General features: G+C 65.8%; 17 protein-coding genes. 7 read left to right on the top strand and 10 right to left on the bottom strand.

Going from position 1 to position 18,714, the window contains the following annotated elements; genetic code table 11:
- Positions 1-54: 54 nt before the first annotated feature.
- Complete coding sequence (pxpA, locus tag J8I33_RS18100) at positions 55-819, top strand: 5-oxoprolinase subunit PxpA (protein ID WP_050014249.1); 765 nt, start codon at positions 55-57, stop codon at positions 817-819.
- A gap of 577 nt (positions 820-1,396) precedes the next feature.
- Here the strand turns inward: pxpA and J8I33_RS18095 are convergent.
- From J8I33_RS18095 to J8I33_RS18065, 7 genes are all read right to left on the bottom strand, one after another.
- A complete protein-coding gene (locus tag J8I33_RS18095; protein WP_050014248.1) occupies positions 1,397-2,542 on the bottom strand; it encodes a TraB/GumN family protein in 1,146 nt (381 codons plus the stop codon).
- Positions 2,535-3,548 carry a peptide ABC transporter ATP-binding protein gene (locus J8I33_RS18090; protein WP_050014247.1) on the bottom strand — a complete coding sequence of 338 codons (1,014 nt, stop codon included), beginning with the start codon at positions 3,546-3,548 and terminating at the stop codon, positions 2,535-2,537. The genes J8I33_RS18095 and J8I33_RS18090 overlap by 8 nt, the downstream gene beginning before the upstream one ends.
- Entirely contained in the window at positions 3,545-4,543 is a 999-nt protein-coding gene (locus tag J8I33_RS18085; protein WP_209928143.1) for an ABC transporter ATP-binding protein, read from the bottom strand. The genes J8I33_RS18090 and J8I33_RS18085 overlap by 4 nt, the downstream gene beginning before the upstream one ends.
- 84 nt (positions 4,544-4,627) lie before the next feature.
- Entirely contained in the window at positions 4,628-5,545 is a 918-nt protein-coding gene (locus J8I33_RS18080; protein ID WP_006489141.1) for an ABC transporter permease subunit, read from the bottom strand.
- Positions 5,546-5,549: 4 nt separating this feature from the next.
- Entirely contained in the window at positions 5,550-6,560 is a 1,011-nt protein-coding gene (locus J8I33_RS18075; protein ID WP_050014245.1) for an ABC transporter permease subunit, read from the bottom strand.
- A 118-nt stretch (positions 6,561-6,678) separates the two neighbouring features.
- Positions 6,679-8,307, bottom strand: a complete 1,629-nt coding sequence (locus J8I33_RS18070) for an ABC transporter substrate-binding protein (protein ID WP_050014244.1) — start codon at positions 8,305-8,307, stop codon at positions 6,679-6,681.
- 320 nt (positions 8,308-8,627) lie between these two features.
- Positions 8,628-9,935: an MFS transporter gene (locus tag J8I33_RS18065; protein ID WP_209938445.1), complete on the bottom strand. Its 1,308-nt coding sequence runs from the start codon at positions 9,933-9,935 to the stop codon at positions 8,628-8,630.
- A 344-nt stretch (positions 9,936-10,279) separates the two neighbouring features.
- Here J8I33_RS18065 and J8I33_RS18060 point away from each other — a divergent pair, with 344 nt between their 5' ends.
- Positions 10,280-11,290 carry a DUF6402 family protein gene (locus J8I33_RS18060; RefSeq protein ID WP_209938443.1) on the top strand — a complete coding sequence of 337 codons (1,011 nt, stop codon included), beginning with the start codon at positions 10,280-10,282 and terminating at the stop codon, positions 11,288-11,290.
- Positions 11,287-11,802, top strand: a complete 516-nt coding sequence (locus tag J8I33_RS18055) for a hypothetical protein (protein ID WP_209938441.1) — start codon at positions 11,287-11,289, stop codon at positions 11,800-11,802. The genes J8I33_RS18060 and J8I33_RS18055 overlap by 4 nt, the downstream gene beginning before the upstream one ends.
- A gap of 215 nt (positions 11,803-12,017) precedes the next feature.
- Here J8I33_RS18055 and J8I33_RS18050 read toward each other — a convergent pair whose 3' ends face one another.
- From J8I33_RS18050 to J8I33_RS18040, 3 genes are all read right to left on the bottom strand, one after another.
- Positions 12,018-12,329, bottom strand: coding sequence for a high-potential iron-sulfur protein (locus J8I33_RS18050; protein ID WP_021163765.1), 312 nt, complete (start codon positions 12,327-12,329; stop codon positions 12,018-12,020).
- Between the two features lie 168 nt (positions 12,330-12,497).
- A complete protein-coding gene (locus tag J8I33_RS18045; RefSeq protein ID WP_050014239.1) occupies positions 12,498-13,607 on the bottom strand; it encodes an NAD(P)/FAD-dependent oxidoreductase in 1,110 nt (369 codons plus the stop codon).
- Between the two features lie 178 nt (positions 13,608-13,785).
- Positions 13,786-14,766 carry an AAA family ATPase gene (locus tag J8I33_RS18040; protein WP_050014238.1) on the bottom strand — a complete coding sequence of 327 codons (981 nt, stop codon included), beginning with the start codon at positions 14,764-14,766 and terminating at the stop codon, positions 13,786-13,788.
- 238 nt (positions 14,767-15,004) lie between these two features.
- Between J8I33_RS18040 and J8I33_RS18035 the strand changes: the two genes are divergently transcribed.
- From J8I33_RS18035 to J8I33_RS18020, 4 genes are all read left to right on the top strand, one after another.
- On the top strand, positions 15,005-15,733 hold the full coding sequence (locus J8I33_RS18035; protein ID WP_209938439.1) for a nitroreductase: 729 nt from the start codon (positions 15,005-15,007) through the stop codon (positions 15,731-15,733).
- Between the two features lie 147 nt (positions 15,734-15,880).
- Positions 15,881-16,369, top strand: a complete 489-nt coding sequence (locus J8I33_RS18030; RefSeq protein WP_050014237.1) for a hypothetical protein — start codon at positions 15,881-15,883, stop codon at positions 16,367-16,369.
- 5 nt (positions 16,370-16,374) lie between these two features.
- Positions 16,375-17,190: an endonuclease/exonuclease/phosphatase family protein gene (locus J8I33_RS18025; RefSeq protein ID WP_089488901.1), complete on the top strand. Its 816-nt coding sequence runs from the start codon at positions 16,375-16,377 to the stop codon at positions 17,188-17,190.
- A gap of 306 nt (positions 17,191-17,496) precedes the next feature.
- Positions 17,497-18,267 carry a ferredoxin--NADP reductase gene (locus J8I33_RS18020; protein WP_050014236.1) on the top strand — a complete coding sequence of 257 codons (771 nt, stop codon included), beginning with the start codon at positions 17,497-17,499 and terminating at the stop codon, positions 18,265-18,267.
- Positions 18,268-18,714: the final 447 nt, after the last annotated feature.

Here is an 18,714-nt window from a genome sequence, read left to right as displayed (position 1 = left end):
AATGGCGGAAGCGGTAACGAAAGACGCGCCACGCAACCAGTGGACGAGGAACATATGGAAATCGATCTGAATGCCGATCTCGGCGAAGGATGCGGATCGGACGAGGCGCTGCTCGACCTCGTCACGTCGGCGAACATCGCATGCGGCTGGCATGCAGGCGGCGCGAATGCGATGCGCGACTGCGTGCGCTGGGCCGTGCAGAAAGGCGTGTCGATCGGCGCGCACCCGAGCTTTCACGATCCGGAGAATTTCGGCCGCAAGGAAATGCAGCTGCCGGCCGGCGACATCTATGCGGGCGTGCTGTACCAGCTCGGCGCGCTGTCGGCGATCGCGCAGGCCGAGGGCGGGCGCATCGCGCACGTGAAACCGCACGGCGCGCTGTACAACCAGGCCGCGCGCGACCCGCTGATCGCCGACGCGGTGGTGTCCGCGATCCACGACTTCGATCCGTCGCTCGCGGTGTTCGGGCTCGCGAACAGCGTATTCGTCGCGGCCGCGCGGCATGCGGGGCTCGCCGCGGTGGAGGAAGTGTTCGCCGATCGGGGCTACCGCGCGGACGGCTCGCTGGTGCCGCGCAGCCAGCCCGGCGCGTTGATCGACGATGAGGATGCGGTGCTCGCGCGCACGCTCGACATGGTGCGCAACCGGCAGGTGCGCGCGCTGAGCGGCGAATGGGTGCCGCTCAATGCGCAGACCGTCTGCCTGCATGGCGACGGGCCGCATGCGCTGGCGTTCGCGAAGCGGATCCGCGCGGCGCTCGAGGCCGCCGGCGTCGACGTGGTGGCGCCCGGAGCGGTGCAGGCCGACGAAGGCGCGTAACTGCCCGTTCGACGCACTCGACGCATTCGCGACGTTGCCCGCTCACCGCACGTTTTCATCGCACCAAAGAAAAAAGCGCCCTCGTGGCGCTTTTACGTTGATGCAATCGCTGCGGCTTCGCCGTCTGTCGATTCATCCCCCGAAACCGTCTTTCGACGGTGACCGGAAAAATATTCCGGATTAAAAAACGTCCGCCGCCGCCCGATCACTGCCTTCCCCGGTCAGACGACGGAACGTCGCTTATGTGCAAGTCGACCTGCATGCCTATGTTGTTCGACGACGATTGGCCCCGCCGTGCATGCAGACTCTCCGCGGCCGGCACGTGCTTCACGTGCCGGCGACGCTCACCCCGCGCTTTATTTCTGCTACCCCGTAGAACTTATCTATTCTTTTCATTTTTTCAACTTGTGGGATGAAGAATAGATATCGGCCGATCGGGATGTCAATCGTTTTAAACGCTATTTTCCGATGATTCGAGGGTTTTCCTTATCGACCGACGCCCCGCGCGCAAGCGCCTCGCGCGGGGCGCGCGACGTCGATCAAACAGGGGAAGATCGGTGCGGACAGCCGGGCGCGATCAGTTCGCGTCGACCCGGTATCCTTGCTGGCGCAACAATTCGAGCACGCCGCGCGAGCCGCCCAGATGCAGCGCGCCGATCGCGACGAACAACGGCCGGTTCGGCGCGGCGATTGCCGTCATCCGTGCAACGAAGCGCCGGTTGCGCTCGTACACGATCTTGTTGTCGAGCGACGCCGACAACGCCTTCGAACGCGCGAGCCGCTCGCTCTTCGCGACGGCCCACGCGGCGATCGCATCGGCGTCGCCAATTCGCCACAGTCGATGCAGCGCCTTGATGTCGTCGGCGTTCTGCGCGGGCGTCTGCACCATGTCCTGCGCGAGCATCTCGCGCTGCTCGGCGAGCGTCAGCCCGGTGAATGCGCGCATCTGTTCGGCGAGCGTCTCGAGCCCGATCACGCGGCCGCCCTTGCGCTTCAGGAACACGTTCTGCAGTTGCGCCTCGGTGCCGTATTCGGTCTGCAGGCCGGCCGACAGCGAATCGTAGGTCTCGACGACGAGCGCCGCGAGCCACGGCCGCATCTTGCGGATCTCGGCGAGCGCGGCCGGGTTGCCGCGCAGGCGCGCCGCGAGCCGCTGCCACAGCGGCTCGGGCAGCAGGCGCTGCAGGCATGGGTAGCGGCACACGCCGTACTTCGACACGTCGTCCTGCGATTCGAGCAGATCGTCGGGCGACAGCTCGAGCGCGAGCGTCGGCGACGCGGCGAGCGCCGCGAGGATCTGCGGCCGGAACGGCTGCGCGCTCGGGTAATCGGACGGGTCGCCCGTGTGCAGCGTGCCGAGCACGTAGAGCGTGACCTTGCCGCGGGTCGCGACGTAGAACGGCATGCGCGCCGGCTGCACGCGCACGGTGCCGCGCGACACCGTGCCATCGGACACGGCCGGCGCATGGAAGCCCGGCAGGCTCATGCCGGGCCGCGGCACCTGCGACGGATGAATCGGCGAGGTCGCCGGCGCACGCCCTTCGGCGCGCGCCGGTTCGACGGGGACCATGACGCTGGCCGCCACGCACGCGCCGGCCAGCGCCGCGCCCGTGACGGTACGCACGCTCCAGCGCCGCGCATCGCGGTACGCACGCATCGCGCGCGCGCCGCCTGCTCCCGCACGGCGCACGCCGGACACGCGCGCCGCCAACGCTTCAGGCATTCTCCTCCCCGACCTCCTCGGCGCGATGGCAGGCCACGCGCCGGCCGTCGACTTCGCGCAATGGCGGCTCCTCGACGCGGCACCGCTCGATCGCGTACGGGCAGCGCTGGTGAAACGAGCAGCCCGACGGCGGATTGAGCGGCGACGGCAACTCGCCCTGCAGCTTGATCTGCACGCGGCGATCTTCCTCGAAGATCGCCGGCGTCGCCGACATCAGCGCCCGCGTGTACGGATGACGCGGCCGTGCGTAGATCGTCGCCTTGTCGCCGAGCTCGGCGACGCTGCCGAAGTACATCACCATCACGTCGTCCGCGACATGCTCGACCACCGACAGGTTGTGCGAGATGAACACGTAGCTCGTCTTGAACTGCTCTTGCAGATCCATGAACAGGTTCAGGATCTGCGCCTGGATCGACACGTCGAGCGCGGACACCGGCTCGTCGGCGACGACGATGCGCGGATCGAGGATCATCGCGCGCGCGATCGCGACCCGCTGGCGCTGGCCGCCCGAGAACATGTGCGGATAGCGTTTCGCGTGCTCGGGCCGCAGGCCGACCGTGCGCATGATCTGCGCGATGCGCGCGGCGCGCTCGGCGGCCGTCAGGTTCGCGTTGATCTCGAGCGGCTCCGCGAGCGTCTGCTCGACGGTCTTGCGCGGATTCAGCGACGCGAACGGGTTCTGGAACACCATCTGCACGCGGCGGCGCAGGTCGGCGACCGTCTCGCGGTTCGCGCCGGCGACGTTCTTGCCGTCGATCACGAGGCTGCCGGCGGTGGGCGTCTCGATCATCGTCAGTTGGCGCGCGAGCGTCGACTTCCCGCAGCCCGACTCGCCGACGACGGCGAGCGTCTTGCCGCGCTTCAGCGAGAACGACACGCCGTTCAGCGCCTTCACCGTGCCCTGCCCGAACATCCCGCGCTTCACCGTGTAGTGTTTCGCGAGGCCATCGGCCACCAGGACGTCCTCGTCGTGCGACGCGTGGCGCGTATCTTGGACTGCGTTCATCGTGCGCCTCCCGTCACGTCGAGGTTGGAAAGATTGAGCGGCTTGATGCAGCGCGCGCGCATCGCATCGTTGCCCGACACCAGCGCGTCGAGCGCCGGCCGCGCCTTGCGGCAATCGTCGACGACGTACTTGCAGCGCGGCGCGAACAGGCACCCGGACGGGCGATCATCGCGGCCCGGCACCATGCCCGGCAATGCGGCAAGGCGACGCGCCCCCTGATTGTGCTCGGGAATCGCCGCGAGCAGCGCTTCGGTGTACGGATGATGCGGCGCGCGGAAGATGTCGGGCACGCGGTTGGTCTCGATGATCTCGCCCGCGTACATCACCGCGACGCGATGCGCGACCTCCGACACCACGGCCAGATCGTGCGAGATCAGCACGAGCGCCATCCCGCGCTCCTTCTGCAGCTTCACGAGCAGATCCATGATCTGCGCCTGGATCGTCACGTCGAGCGCGGTGGTCGGCTCGTCGGCGATCAGCAGCTTCGGGTTGCACGCGACGGCCATCGCGATCATCACGCGCTGGTTCATCCCGCCCGACATCTGGTGCGGAAACGATGCGATGCGATTCTTCGCATCGGGAATGCCGACCTGGTCGAGCAGCTCCAGCGCGCGCCGGTGCAGCGCGTCGCCGCGCAGCCCTTCGTGCAGCTTCAGCACTTCCTTGATCTGGTAGCCGACCGTGTAGCTCGGGTTCAGGCTCGTCAGCGCGTCCTGGAACACCATCGCGATGTCCTTGCCGACGATCTTGCGGCGCGCCTTCGGCGATGCCTTCAAGAGATCGACGCCGTTGAACGTGACCTCGTCGGCCGTCACCTTGCCGGGCGCGTCGATCAGGCCCATCAGCGCCATCATCGTCACGCTCTTGCCCGAGCCCGATTCGCCGACGACGCCCACCACCTCGCCCGGCGCGACCGACAGGTTGATCCGGTCGACCGCGGGCAGGCCGTTGAAGTTCACCGCGAGATTGCGGATGGTCAGTAGATTTTGGCTCATGTCGTCCTCCGCCGGGCCGCCCCAAGGAGGGCGACCGCCCCCTTGGGGGGCAGCGAACATAGTGAGTGTGGGGGTTGTTTCATCTCACGCCATCCGCTTCAGTTTGGGATCGAGTGCGTCGCGCAGCCCGTCGCCGAGCAGGTTGATCGCGAGCACCGAAATCAGGATCGACAGGCCGGGCATCGTCACGATCCACCATGCGTTGTCGATGTAGTCGCGCGCGGACGCGAGCATCGCGCCCCACTCGGCGGTCGGCGGTTGCACGCCGAGGCCGAGGAAGCCGAGCGCGGCCGCGTCGAGAATCGCCGACGAGAAGCCGAGCGTCGCCTGCACGATCAGCGGCGCCGTGCAGTTCGGCAGCACCTGCGAGAACATCAGCCGCAGCGTGCCGGCGCCGGCCACGCGCGACGCGGTCACGTACTCTTTCTGCAGCTCGCCGAGCGCCGACGCGCGCGTGAGGCGCACGTAGGCCGGCAGCGCGACGATCGCGATCGCGAACATCGTGTTGGTGAGGCCCGGGCCGATGATCGCGACGACCGCGACCGCGAGCAGCAGCGACGGCAGCGCGAGCAGCACGTCCATGATGCGCATCACCGGCGTGTCGGCCCACTTCTGGAAGAACGCGGCGACGAGCCCGAGCACGATGCCGGGGATCAGCGCGAGCACGACCGATACGAAGCCGATCCAGAACGACATCCGCGCGCCGAACATCAGCCGCGAAAGGATGTCGCGGCCCGCTTCGTCGGTGCCGAGGATGAATTGCCAGTTGCCGCCGGCGAGCCACGCGGGCGGAATCTTCACGTAGTCGCGGTATTGCTCGACCGGGCTGTGCGGCGCGATCAGCGGCGCGAGCAGGGCGACTGCGATCAGCACGATCACGACGATGCCCGCGCCGACGGCGCCGCGGTTGCGCGAGAAGTTGGCCCAGAACTCGCGCAGCGCGAGCGCACGGCCGCCGGCCGGCGCGGATTCGGTCGGCAGGGTATTTTGCAGATTGCTCATGGAATTACCTCGTGTGGCGGATGCGCGGATTCAGCACGCCGTACAGCAGGTCGACGACCAGGTTCACGACGATCACGAGCGTCGCGATCAACAGGATGCCGCCCTGGACGACCGGATAGTCGCGGCGGCCGATCGCATCGATCAGCCACTTGCCGACGCCGGGCCACGAAAAGAGCGTCTCGGTCAGCACGGCGCCGGCAAGCAGCGTGCCGATCTGCAGGCCGATCACGGTGACGACCGGGATCAGCGCATTGCGCAGCGCATGCACGACGACCACGCGCACGGGCGACAGCCCTTTCGCGCGGGCGGTGCGGATGTAGTCCTCGCGCAACACTTCGAGCATCGACGAGCGCGTCATCCGCGCGATCACCGCAAGCGGGATCGTGCCGAGCACGATCGCGGGCAGGATCAGGTGGCTGACCGCCGACTTGAACGAACCTTCGTCCGGCGCGAGCAGCGCGTCGATCAGCATGAAGCCGGTCGGGTGCGGGAAATCGTATTCGACCGCGATGCGCCCCGACACGGGCGTCCAGCCGAGATACGACGAGAACACCATGATGAGGATCAGCCCCCACCAGAAGATCGGCATCGAATAGCCGGTGAGCGCGGTGCCCATCACGCCGTGGTCGACGACCGAGCCGCGCCGCAGCGCGGCGATCACGCCGGCCGGCAGACCGACCGCGAGCGCGAACACGAGCGCGCACAGCGACAGTTCGACGGTCGCCGGGAAGCGCGCGAAGAACTCGCCCGCGACGCTCGTGTTGGTGATGATCGACATGCCGAGGTCGCCATGCAGCGCCCGGCCGATGTAGTGGATGTACTGCAGGGGCAGCGGCTGGTCGAGCCCGAGGCGTTTCATCGCCTCTGCGTGCATCGCGGGATCGACGCCGCGCTCGCCCATCATCACTTCGATGGGGTCGCCCGGTATCAGGTGAATCAGCGCAAACGCCAGGATGGTGATGCCGATGAAAGTCGGGATCACCATCCCCACGCGGCGCAACACGAATCTGAACATGATGCGTCTCGTATTTTCTTGTGGGAAATGTGCGACCGGCGACGAAGGGCTTTTGGCCCCTCGCCGCCGGATGATTTCAAGCCGGTTTTCTCAATGACGACAGCTTACGCCAGCCCGGTTACTTCACGCTGACACCGTCGAAACGCGCATAGCCGAGCGGTTCGATACGCATGTCGACCACGTTCTTGCGCACCGGCTGGTAAACGGTCGAGTTCGCGATCGGCGAGAACGGCAGCTGTTGCGCGAAGATCTGCTGCGCCTGCGTGTAGAGCTTCGTGCGCGCGTCCTGCCCCGTCGTCGTGCGGCCCTTCTGCACCAGTTCGTCGAACGGCTTGTAGCACCAGTGCGAGAAGTTGTTGCCCTTGATCGCCTCGCAGCCGAGCAGCGTGCCGAGCCAGTTGTCGGGGTCGCCGTTGTCGCCCGTCCAGCCGATCAGCATCGTGTCCTGCTCGCCCGAGTGCGCGCGCTTGATGTACTCGCCCCATTCATACGTGACGATCTTCGCCTTCACGCCGATCTTCGCCCAGTCGGCCTGGATCATCTCGGCCATCAGGCGGGCGTTCGGGTTGTACGCGCGCTGCACCGGCATCGCCCACAGCGTGATCTCGAAACCGTTCGGGAAGCCTGCCTTCGCGAGCAGCGCCTTCGCCTTCGCGGTGTCATAGGCGGCCATCTTCAGGTTCTTGTCGTACGACCATTGGGTCGGCGGCATCGGCGCGGTCGCGGCCTGGCCGGCGCCCTGGTAGACGGACTCGAGGATCGCCTTCTTGTTGATCGCCATGTCGAGCGCCTGACGCACCTCGAGCTTGTCGACCGGCTTGTGCTCGACGTTGTACGCGAGGTAGCCGAGGTTGAAGCCGGCCTGCGACGGCATGTCGACGTTCGAATCGGCCTTCAGCGTCGCGATGTCGGCCGGGCGCGGATAGCTCATCACCTGGCATTCGTTGCGCTTGAGCTTCTGCACGCGCACGCCCGGATCCGGCGTGATCGAGAAGATCAGCTTCGACAGCTTCACTTCGCCCTTCTTCCAGTAATCGGGATTGCCGTCGAAGCGGATCGTCGCATCCTTCGTATAGCTGCGGAAGATGAACGGGCCCGTGCCGACCGGCTTCTGGTTGATGTCGGCGGCCTTGCCGGCCTTCATCAGCTGATCGCCGTATTCGGCCGACAGGATCGACGCGAATTCCATCGCCATGTTCTGGATGAACGGCGCGTTCGGCTCGGCCAGCGTGAACTTCACGGTGTACGGATCGACCTTCTCGATCTTCGTGATCAGCTTGTCGAGGCCCATGTCGGTGAAGTACGGGAACGACACCGGGTACGCCTTGCGGAACGCATTGTTCGGGTCGAGCATGCGCTGGAACGAGAACAGCACGTCGTCCGCGTTGAATTCACGCGTCGGCTTGAAGAAGTCGGTCGTGTGGAACTTCACGCCGTGGCGCAGGTGGAACGTGTACACCTTGCCGTCGGACGACACGTCCCACTTCTCGGCGAGGCCGGGCTCGACCTTCGTGCCGCCGCGCTCGAATTCGACGAGGCGGTTGTAGACGGTGAACGTGGCGGCGGTGAAATCGACGCCGGTCGTAAATTGCGCGGAATCGAAACCCGCCGGGCTGCCTTCTGAGCAGTAGACGAGCGTTTTGTTCGGGATCTGTGCGAATGCAGAGCCCGCGACGCCGAGCGATGCCGCTGCCACGCCTGCCATGGCGGTAACACGCAGGGTGTGCAACAGACGGTTGTATTCCATGTTTCCTCCAGGTCTCCAGATCGGAACCGGTCCCGCCAGGGTCCGGCGTACGCGGATATTACTTGAGCTAACGATGCGGCAACAAGCTGGAGAAAAAACTCTTCTAGATGTCCGGCGGGTTTTTGCCGATTTTTAGTGGGGGTAAAAAATGCGACAACGCGCGCGAGCGACAATTTCGTTCATTTCGCGGCTTGTTTCGTTCGACGACTAAACAATTCGGGTGCGAACACGAAGGGGCGACGCACCGTTTCCCCGCGTTCTGCAGCACATCATTGCGTTTTACGAAACGATGCGGTGACCGTCGTCAAATCGTCATGTCGTCACGCCGGCGCGTCGAGGTCGGCGTTGCGCGCGGGCACGAACGCGACCGCGACGATCGACAGCGCGATGCCCGCCATCACGTAATAGGTCGGCGCGAGCGGCGTGCCGGTCACCTTGATCAGCCACGTGACGATGAACTGGCCGAAGCCGCCGAACAGCATCACCGCGACGTTGTACGCGATCGACAGCCCGGTCGAGCGCACGTTGGCCGGGAACAGCTCGGCGATCATCGCGCCGAACGGCCCGTAGTAGCCCGCGAGCGTCACCGACAGCACGGCCTGCACCGCGATCAGCCGCCCGATGCTCGGCGCCGCGTCGAGCCACGCGAACAGCGGATACATCAGCGCGAGCGTCAGCGCCAGCGACCACAGCGACAGCCCCTTGCGGCCGATGCGGTCCGACCACGCGCCGGCGATCGGCGACAGCACCATCAGCAGCAGGTTGCCGACGATCACCGCGTAGAACGATTCCGCATAGGGCAGCTTCAGCTGCTTCACCGCGAAGGTCGGCAGATAGCTGATCAGCACGTAGATCGTCACGGTGAGCGCGATCACCGAGCCGAGCCCGCACAGCACCTCGCGCGGGTGGCGCGTGAACACTTCGCCGAGCGTCGCGCGGCGCGCGCTCTGCTGCGCATGCAGGAATGCTTCGGAATCCGCGAGATGACGGCGGATGTAGAAACCGATCGGGCCGATCACGAGCCCGAGGACGAACGGCACGCGCCAGCCCCAGTTGCGCAGCGCGTCGTGCGACAGCCCGCGCGTGACGGCCGCGCCGACGAGCGCGCCGATCAGCAGCGCGCCCGCCTGGCTCGCCATCTGCCAGCTGCCGTAGAAACCGCGTTTCGAGAACGGCGCCGCTTCGATCAGCAGCGCCGTCGCGCTGCCGAATTCGCCGCCCGCGGAAAAGCCCTGCAGCAGGCGGCCGAGCACGATCAGCAGCGGGCCGCCGATGCCGATCGCCGCATAGGGCGGCGCGATCGCGAGCAGGAAAATGCCGGCCGTCATCAGCAGGATCACCAGCGACAGCGCGGCCTTGCGGCCCGCACGGTCCGCGTACAGCCCGAACACGATGCCGCCGATCGGGCGCATGAAGAACGCGACGCCGAACGTCGCGGTGGTGAGCAGCAGCGACGAGTATTCGCTCGAGGTGGGGAAGAACAGCTCGGCGATCACGACCGTCATGAAGCCGAACACCGTGAAGTCGTACCACTCGAGCGCATTGCCGATCACGGCGGCCACGACGGCTCGCCGGTTCAGCGCACGCTCGGGCCGGGTCAATTTCGTTGAATTCGCAATCGTCGCCATGCGTGCCTCGTCCTCATGAATTCGCCGTGTCGGGCGGTTCGGCGCGCGGGATGCCGCGGCGCGCTGGTGTGCAGCGAGTGTAGAAAGCGACGGAACCGTTTTCAAGCAATAAAAAACACCCGCCATCGTTGGAAGGCGAGCGTTTTGCGGTTTTCGCCGCATTGCGGCATCGCACGATCGAGCGGACATGCTCCGTCGAGAACACGCCAGCCGTGCAACGGATCCCACCCATTCGCGTGGTGTCAGTCGTGCGCGGAGACAACGCTTTCGTCCTTGTCTGATTTCCCGCGCCATTCCTTTCCATTAACTTTCGCCCGATGCAATTCCACGCGCCGGATCACACGATGTTCGACATGTATCGGAACGTTGGCCGGTCACAACAATTTTGCTCGGGCACCATCATGGACAACGACAAAATTCCTTATTACAAGGCTAACAGGCTGCTAAGGAAATGGGCTCGATGCGAAGGCATCGAAGGCTGCGAAATCGCCCACGACGCCAAGCTATCGATGATGCGGAGACTGTTCATGCCGGTATCGGCGAGGTTGATAGAGCAATGGTTTGCCGGAGCGTTGAACTATTCGCCGACCGACAGGGACGAGGCACTATGCATCAATCAGGAGGGCCAACCCTATCCCCCCGACATGTACGACATGAAATCCGTCAAGCTCGAATGGGTTCTCAAATACCCTCGTGCACAGGCGCAATACAACGCGCTACAACAACGTGAACGGCTCACTACGCCACGGGCTGTCGAATCACTTCGCCGGTGCTTGTCCCGTGTCAGAATGACCGATACGACGATCGACGCGCTGGCGCTTTGCAATGGAAACCTGGCGGAATTGCACAAACGCTTCCAGTTTCAGTTCGCCGGCGTTGAAAGTACGTTTGGCCAAAAGCTCGACGAATTCATCCTCCAACGGCTGACCAACAGCGGATTACCGGATGATCTAACGGGGGCGCTGGGGTCGTTCAACATCTATGCGGCCGTCGCCTATGCCGAATTCGACCGCGACGCGCGTCACGCAACGATCACGTCGATCTATCTTTACGTACGCGACAACTATACGTTTTCCGACCGGACCGGCGAACAGTCGCAATATCTCGGACACTGGAACCACAAGCGCGTCGTCCTCGTGCCGGCGACCGGTGCAGCCGGAATTGCCGGCATTCGCTGGCTGGACTATCCCGTCGTCGCCGAAGGCAAGCGGTCCCGGGGCAACATCTACTATCCGGTCAGAAACAAGTCGTTTCGCGAGTGGCAGCTACGGCACCGGCGCGGCGGTGACTTCGTCATCTTCTCGGACTATCGCTGCGTAACCCTCCCCGAACCCATCGAGATCGAGTTTTCATGAGTGCCGCCGCAGAATCCATTGGTATCGGTACGCTTGTTCTGATATTCGCGAGCGTTTCCATCGTGATTGCATCGATCGCAATGATTCGCGCGCTACGCTTCATCTGGTCGGGTCAAGCCGGCCAAACGCAGCGAGCCAGCCGAATCGTCTTCGCATCGGTCCGGCGCGTCGTCATCACACTCGCGGTCCTCATGGTGCTTGGCATGGCGTGGCGATACTGGCTTGACGCACGATTGCGAGGCGCCTGCAGTCCCCGCGATCAAGTGACCGAGTACGCGCCTGACGGCCGCTACGTCGCGCAATACTGCTACTTCCGAGACACGATCATTCTGAGGCTGTACAGCAACGACGTCACGCGGCTGCTTGCCGAGCGAACCTACCGGGATACCTCCGGGACGTTGGTCAGCCTGACCTGGACAAAGGACGCATTGATCTATCCCAAGGGCGACAACCTCGAGACGATCGGGCTTCCGCCTTCCCTTTACGATCGACTCGCCGCACAGCTTCCGTAAGACATGCGTGACACGTCGAAGCGATAGCCGATCCAGCCACATCCCGTATTGCTGGGCAGAACGCCTCCGAAGCAGTATCGAAGTGCCTTGCGCTGCGTAACCGCGTCCCGCACGCGGGAACCGTTTTCAAGCAATAAAAAACGCCCGCCATCGTTGGAAGGCGAGCGTGTTGCGGTTTTCGCCGCATTGCGGCATCGCACGATGCCGCACGGGCCTCAACCCATCTTCGAGAACGCGCTGCACCAGCCCTTCGCCGACACCTGCTTGCCGGGGAACGCGCCGCACGGGCCCGACGCCGAGCCCTTCTTGCCTTGATACAGCATGCAGGCCGCGCAATCCTGGCCCGCCGCGTATTTCGGGTACTTCGTCTTGTCGACCTTCGTGGCATCGGCCTTGTAGCCGAGCGCCACCGCGGTCGGATCGGTTTCCGACAGCATCGGCGCATCGGCCAGCGCTTCGCGCGACAGCGCCAGCGCGGACACGGCGCCGATGCTCGTAATCAGGAAACTCCGACGGGATGTTTTCATGGGGGACTCGCTCCAACGTTATCGGTTTGAAAGCCGTTCTGGCGACGGCGTCCAACAGAATAACCGCCAAGCGAATAAATGTGCGCGCCGAAATGCCGGAGATAAGGGATTTCACACGGGCTTCACACGGGCTTCCCGCGGCCGGCCCGCGCGGAGGCGGGCCGTGCGTCACGCGCGCGACACCATGTCGCCGACGCGCTGCGCGAGCGCGAGCGACGCGGTGAGCCCCGGCGACTCGATGCCGAACAGGTTCACGAGCCCGCGCACGCCGTGTTGAGCGGCGCCCTGCACGATGAAGTCGGCCGGCGGCTCGCCGGGCCCGGCGACCTTCGGCCGGATGCCCGCGTACGCCGGCTGCAGCGCGTCGTCGGGCAGGCCCGGCCAGAATGCACGGATCGACGCGTAGAACGCACCCGCGCGCGCCGGATCGACTTCGTAGCGCAGCGCATCGCACCACTCGACGTCCGGGCCGAAGCGCGCCTGCCCGCCGAGATCGAACGTCAGGTGCACGCCGAGCCCCGCACGATCGGGCATCGGGTAGATCAGGTGCGAGAACGGCGCACGGCCCGACAGGCTGAAATAATTGCCGCGCGCGAGATAGAGCGGCGGCACCCAGCGCGGATCGAGGCCGCGCGTGCGGTGCGCGAGCGCCTGCGCGCCGAGCCCCGCGCTGTTGATCACGCACGACGCGTCGATCTCGGTCGGCGCGGCGCCGCCGGTACGCACGCTGAAGCGCCCGCCGCGCAGCACGTCGATCGACTCGACCGGAGATTGCAGCGCGCACACGGCGCCGTCGCGCTCCGCATCGCCGAGCAGCGCGAGCATCAGCTGGTGGCTGTCGACGATGCCGGTCGACGGCGAGAACAGCGCCTCCACGCATTCGAGCGCGGGCTCGAGCGTCTGCGCCTCGGCGCGCGTGAGCGGCAGCAGGTCGAGCACGCCGTTTTCGGCCGCGCGCGCGCCGATCGCCTTCAACTGCTTCACCTGCGCGGCGCTCGTCGCGACGATCAGCTTGCCCGTGCGCCGGTGCGGCACGTGATGCGTGTCGCAGAATTCGTACAGCAGGTCGCGCCCGTGCACGCACGACGTCGCCTTCAGCGACCCGCGCGGATAGTAGAGCCCCGCGTGAATCACCTCGCTGTTGCGCGAACTCGTGCCCGTGCCGATCGCGTCGGCCGCCTCGAGCACGATCGTTTCACGCCCGCGCGCGGCCAGCTCGCGCGCAATCGCCAGACCGACGACACCCGCGCCGATCACGACACAATCCGTCTGCTCCATGGCTTTTCGCGCTGCTCGCGCGTCGAAGGGAGAGAAGAGAATTGTACGTCCCGGTTCGCCCGCTTGCCGAACACGTGCGCATCGCGTCGCGACGATACGGATGGTGGTGTGGACAACGATGTGGCCGGGCGCACAACGCACGCCCCGCGCACACCGCAGCCGGGCGCGCGGGACGGCGTCAGAAGCCGATCGGCCGGCGCTTCGCCGCGCCTTCGTCCGCGCGGATGTCGGTCGGCCCGATCGCGTCGCGGCCGGCGAGCCGCGCGGCGCCGAACGCGTGCAGCAGCGCGCGGCGCATCGTGCGCGGCGGCGTCGCGGCCAGCACGTCGAGCGCATCGTCGCCGAGCGTCTCCGGGAAGCGCCGCCCCCACGCATGCGACGTGCGGATCTCGTCGTAGATCGTCTGCGCGATCCGGCGCGCGCCGGCCGCATCGGGCGCCGCGATCTCGTACACGTTCATCCGGTTGAGCAACGGCTCCGGAATCGCCTGCGCGTCGTTCGCGGTCGCGATCCAGATCACGTTGCCCGCGTTGATCGGCACTTCCGCGAATTCGTCGACGAACGCGCGCGCGGTGTCGTGCTCGAGCAACGCATACAGCGCGCCGAGCGGATCGTATTGCGCATCGCTGCCGGCCTTGTCGATCTCGTCGACCGCGATCACCGGGTTCGCGTAGCTGCCGTTCACGAGCGCGTCGAACACCTTGCCCGGCTTCGCGTTCTTCCATTGCGACGACGCGCCCGACAGGATCCAGCCGGCCGTCAGCGAACTCATCGGCACGTAGTGGTACGCGGTGCCGAGCAACTGCGCGAGCGCCTTCGCGAAATGCGTCTTGCCGATCCCGGGCGGCCCGAGCAGCAGGATCGGCATCAGTTCGAGCCGATCCTCCGTTTCGAGACACAGCGCGATCTGCTTGCGCACGTCGTCGAGCGGCTCGCCGAAATTCGGCAGCGCTTCGCCGAGCGCGTCGAACGACGGCATCCGGTTCGGCTTCACGCAGAAGCGCAGATTCCCCGTCTTGAGCATCCGCTCGTAGGTCGAGCGCAGTGCGTCGCTCGCGCTCTCGTTCAGGTCGCTCAGCGCCGTCTCGACCTGCTCGAGGTCGTACACCGTGCTGAAGGACGCCACCGCCAGTTCCTGTTTCACCATCGCCGTCGTCATACCCACCTCGCTGCACTTGCCGTCACACACTCATCAGACCCTTACGATTTTCAGTGTAACGATCCCGCATCGCCGTGCAAGCAAGCAGCCGGGGGCGTCTGCTGCTAACAGCGCGCGCCCGCTGCACGGCCGCGCGCCGCGGCGTATGATCGAACGTTCACGACCCTCGCGGCGGGCGCGCCGCTCGCACACTGCCCCGCACTTCGCCTGACGCCGCGCCGCCCGAAGGTGTATGCCGATGCCCGTCCCCGCTGCTTCCCCGCGCGTCGATGCCGACGCGATCCGTTCCGTCGATGCCGTCGACGCCGCGCTCAAGTCGCGCCGCGCGGTCCGCGCGTTCCTGCCGACGCCTGTGCCGCGCGACACGATCGAGGCGATCCTCGAAGCCGCGAGCCGCGCGCCGTCGGGCACCAACATCCAGCCGTGGCGCGTGTACGTCGCGACGGGCGCCACGCGCGACGCGCTCGCCGCCGCGCTCACCGCCGCCTACGACGACCCCGCGCGCGACGAGAAATACGTCGCCGAATACGACTACTACCCGCGCGAATGGGTGTCGCCGTATATCGACCGGCGCCGCAAGGTCGGCTGGGACCTGTACGGCCTGTTGAACATCCGCCGCGACGAGAAGGCGCGCATGCATGCGCAGCACGCGCGCAATTTCCGTTTCTTCGATGCGCCGGTCGCGCTGTTCTTCACACTGGACCGGGTCATGACGCACGGCGCATGGCTGGACTGCGGGATGTTCCTGCAAGGCGTGATGACGGCCGCGCGTGCCCGCGGCCTCGATACGTGCCCGCAGGCGGCGTTCGTGCCGTTTCACCGGATCGTCGCCGAACACCTCGACATTCCTGCGAACGAGCCGTTCGTCTGCGGGATGTCGCTCGGCCATGCGGACCCGGACGCGATCGAGAACCGGCTCGTCACCGAGCGCGCGAGCGTCGCCGAGTTCACGCGCTTTTTCGCTTGAAAATGCATGACGCGGCCCTACCTGCCGAGCAGGACCGCATCGTGCTGCGAACCTGGCGCGGCATGTCCCGCCACATCGCGACCGAAATCGATCGAGCGTAAGATGTGCGTCCGTTCCCCGCTTTTCCCGAGTTTCCGGAGACGTTTCATGCTGAAACACGGCCTGGCCGTCCTGCTTGCGAGCGTCGTGCTCGCCGCCCATGCGCAGAGCCCCGCGCCGGCCGTCGTCGCATGGGAAATCCAGGTGGTGCGCGACGGTCAGACGATCGACACGTTCCAGCAAAACACCACCGTGGGCCAGTCCCGCACCGATACCCATCGCTATCCGTCGTCCGTGCCGGTCGGCTGCGGCAATGCCGCGCGCGTCGTGCCGACCGAGCGCGCGCGCTCGGTGACGGTCGCGCCGCTCGCCGTCGACGTCAGCGCGAACACCGTGTCGCTCGGGCTCGACGTGCAGGAAACGCTCGACGACGAAAACGCGACGCGTAGCGATCCGTGCGTGCCGGCGTCGCCGCGGCAAATCGTCGCGAGCCACCCCGGCCTGGCGGTCGGCGGCGACGCCTGGACCGACTGGACGCTCGTCGAGCAGCATCCGCATCTCGTGTACCGCGTGCGCGCGCACGTCGCGAAGGACTGAACGTCATGTCCGCCGACGCCCTCTCCTTGCCGTTCGCCGAGCCCCACGCCGCGCCCGACGAAATCACCGCCGTCAGCTGGAACCTGCACAAAGGGCGCTCGCCGCTCGGCTTCACCGCGTGGAACGCGATGCGCGACTGGATGCAGTCGACCCACGCCGACGTGTATTTCCTGCAGGAAGCGATGGCGCGCCGCATGCCGCGCCCGATGCTCGCACCGGGCTTCGGCGCGCCGATGGACGACACGGTCGACGACGTGTGGCATTGCCAGGCCACCGAGATCGCGCAGGCGCTCGACTGGCAGATCGCGCTCGGGCCGAACGTGTTCAAGCCGTCGTGGCGGCACGGCAACGCGATCCTGTCGCCGCATCCGCTCGACCTCGGCGGCCGCTGGGACATCTCCGCGCACCGCTTCGAGCGGCGCGGGCTGCTGGTCGCGCGCGCGACGCTCGCGGGCGCGCGGCCGGTGACGCTGCTGTGCGCGCACCTCGCGCTCACGCGCGCCGCGCGGCTGCGCCAGATGCACTGGATCGCGCACTGGATCGAGCGCAACGCGGGCGACGGCCCGTTGATGCTCGCCGGCGACTTCAACGACTGGCGCAACGATTCGGTCGCGCTGTTCGGCGAGATCGGGCTGTCCGAGGTCGCGACGCTGCTCGGCGAATCGGGCCGCACGTTCCCCGCGTTCTCGCCGGCGCTCGCGCTCGACAAGATGTTCGTGCGCGGCCTGACGCCGCTCGAATGGCGCGCGCCGTCCGGCGAGGCCGCGTGGCTGTCGGACCACCTGCCGTACATTGCGCGCCTGCGCCTCGATCCGCAGTAACGCGCGCGGCCGGCGGCGCCCCGGTCACGGCGCCGCCGGCACGCGCCGCATGCGCCGCGAATCACGCGGCCGACCAGCGAAAGCATGTTGAAAGGATATGTTGCGCCAAATCCGCGCAGCCGCGGGGGTCAAGCCCGCGATCCGCGTCGACAGGGTAAAATAACCAGTTCCTCAAACGTCTGTCATCGAGAAGGCGCGTGTCCGACGCGCCAGCCGGCCGATCCGCGATCGGGCCGTCGCACTCGGTTTTTGCCCATTTTTTGGGCCCGTTACACGCGTTCGCCACGCGCGTCCGTTTTCAAAGCCATGAGCAAATACGACACCGCCACCGTCCAATCCGTCCATCACTGGACCGACACGCTTTTCAGCTTCACCTGCACCCGTGAGGCGAGCCTGCGCTTCAACAACGGCGAATTCACGATGGTCGGCCTCGAAGTCGACGGCAAGCCGCTCGCGCGCGCCTACTCGATCGTCAGCCCGAACTACGAAGAGCATCTCGAATTCTTCAGCATCAAGGTGCAGGACGGCCCGCTGACGTCGCGCCTGCAACACCTGAAGGTGGGCGACACGGTGCTGATCGGCAAGAAGCCCACGGGCACGCTGGTCGCCGACAACCTGCTGCCGGGCAAGACGCTGTGGATGCTGTCGACGGGCACGGGCCTCGCGCCGTTCATGTCGATCATCCGCGATCCGGACATCTACGACCGCTTCGACAAGGTGATCCTGACCCACACGTGCCGCCTGAAGGGCGAGCTCGCGTACATGGACTACATCAAGCACGACCTGCCGGGCCACGAGTACCTGGGCGACATCATCAAGGAAAAGCTCGTCTACTACCCGACGGTCACGCGCGAAGCGTTCGACAACGAGGGCCGGATCACCGACCTGATCGCGACGGGCAAGCTGTTCACGGATCTCGGCGTGCCGGCGTTCTCGCCGGAAAACGACCGCGTGATGCTGTGCGGCAGCACCGCGATGCTGAAGGACACGACCGAGCTGCTGAAGCAGGCCGGCCTCGTCGAAGGCAAGAACAGCGCACCGGGTCATTACGTGATCGAGCGCGCGTTCGTGGACTGATCGATCCCCTTCGGGCCTGTTCCCGCCAATAACGGGAACAGGCCCTCATTGCGCATCATCAAGAACCGGAGCGAAAGCGCCGGTTTTTTTTCGTCCGCACTTGGCGAATTCGTAACAAACTGGGACCATTCCATCTCAAATAGTTACATTTGGATACGTCATCCCCGGGTGCTCGGGTGTCAGTGTTTTTCCTACAACACCTTCATTCCGATCATTCACATTTACCCTTAAATGTCCGCCTGACATGACCTTTTCAGAAATTTTGAGATATTATTCGGCGCGCGTGGTTGCCGTTTGGATGAGCTTGAAAGGGTCGGATGCAAGTGTTACAAGACGTAACTTTTGTTACTTCGGCATGGGGCGATTCTCCGGCGGCGACCGTCATCGAAACGGCAGCCAGCCCACGCAGCCAGCCGGTGTCTGAACCGCTTTCTGACAGCAGGGAGA

It is taken from the genome of Burkholderia sp. AcTa6-5 (assembly GCF_017815075.1).
GTDB classification, from domain to species: Bacteria; Pseudomonadota; Gammaproteobacteria; order Burkholderiales; family Burkholderiaceae; genus Burkholderia; species Burkholderia sola.
The sequence above is the reverse complement of the archived record's forward strand: the minus strand, read 5'-3'. Positions and strand labels throughout refer to the sequence as shown.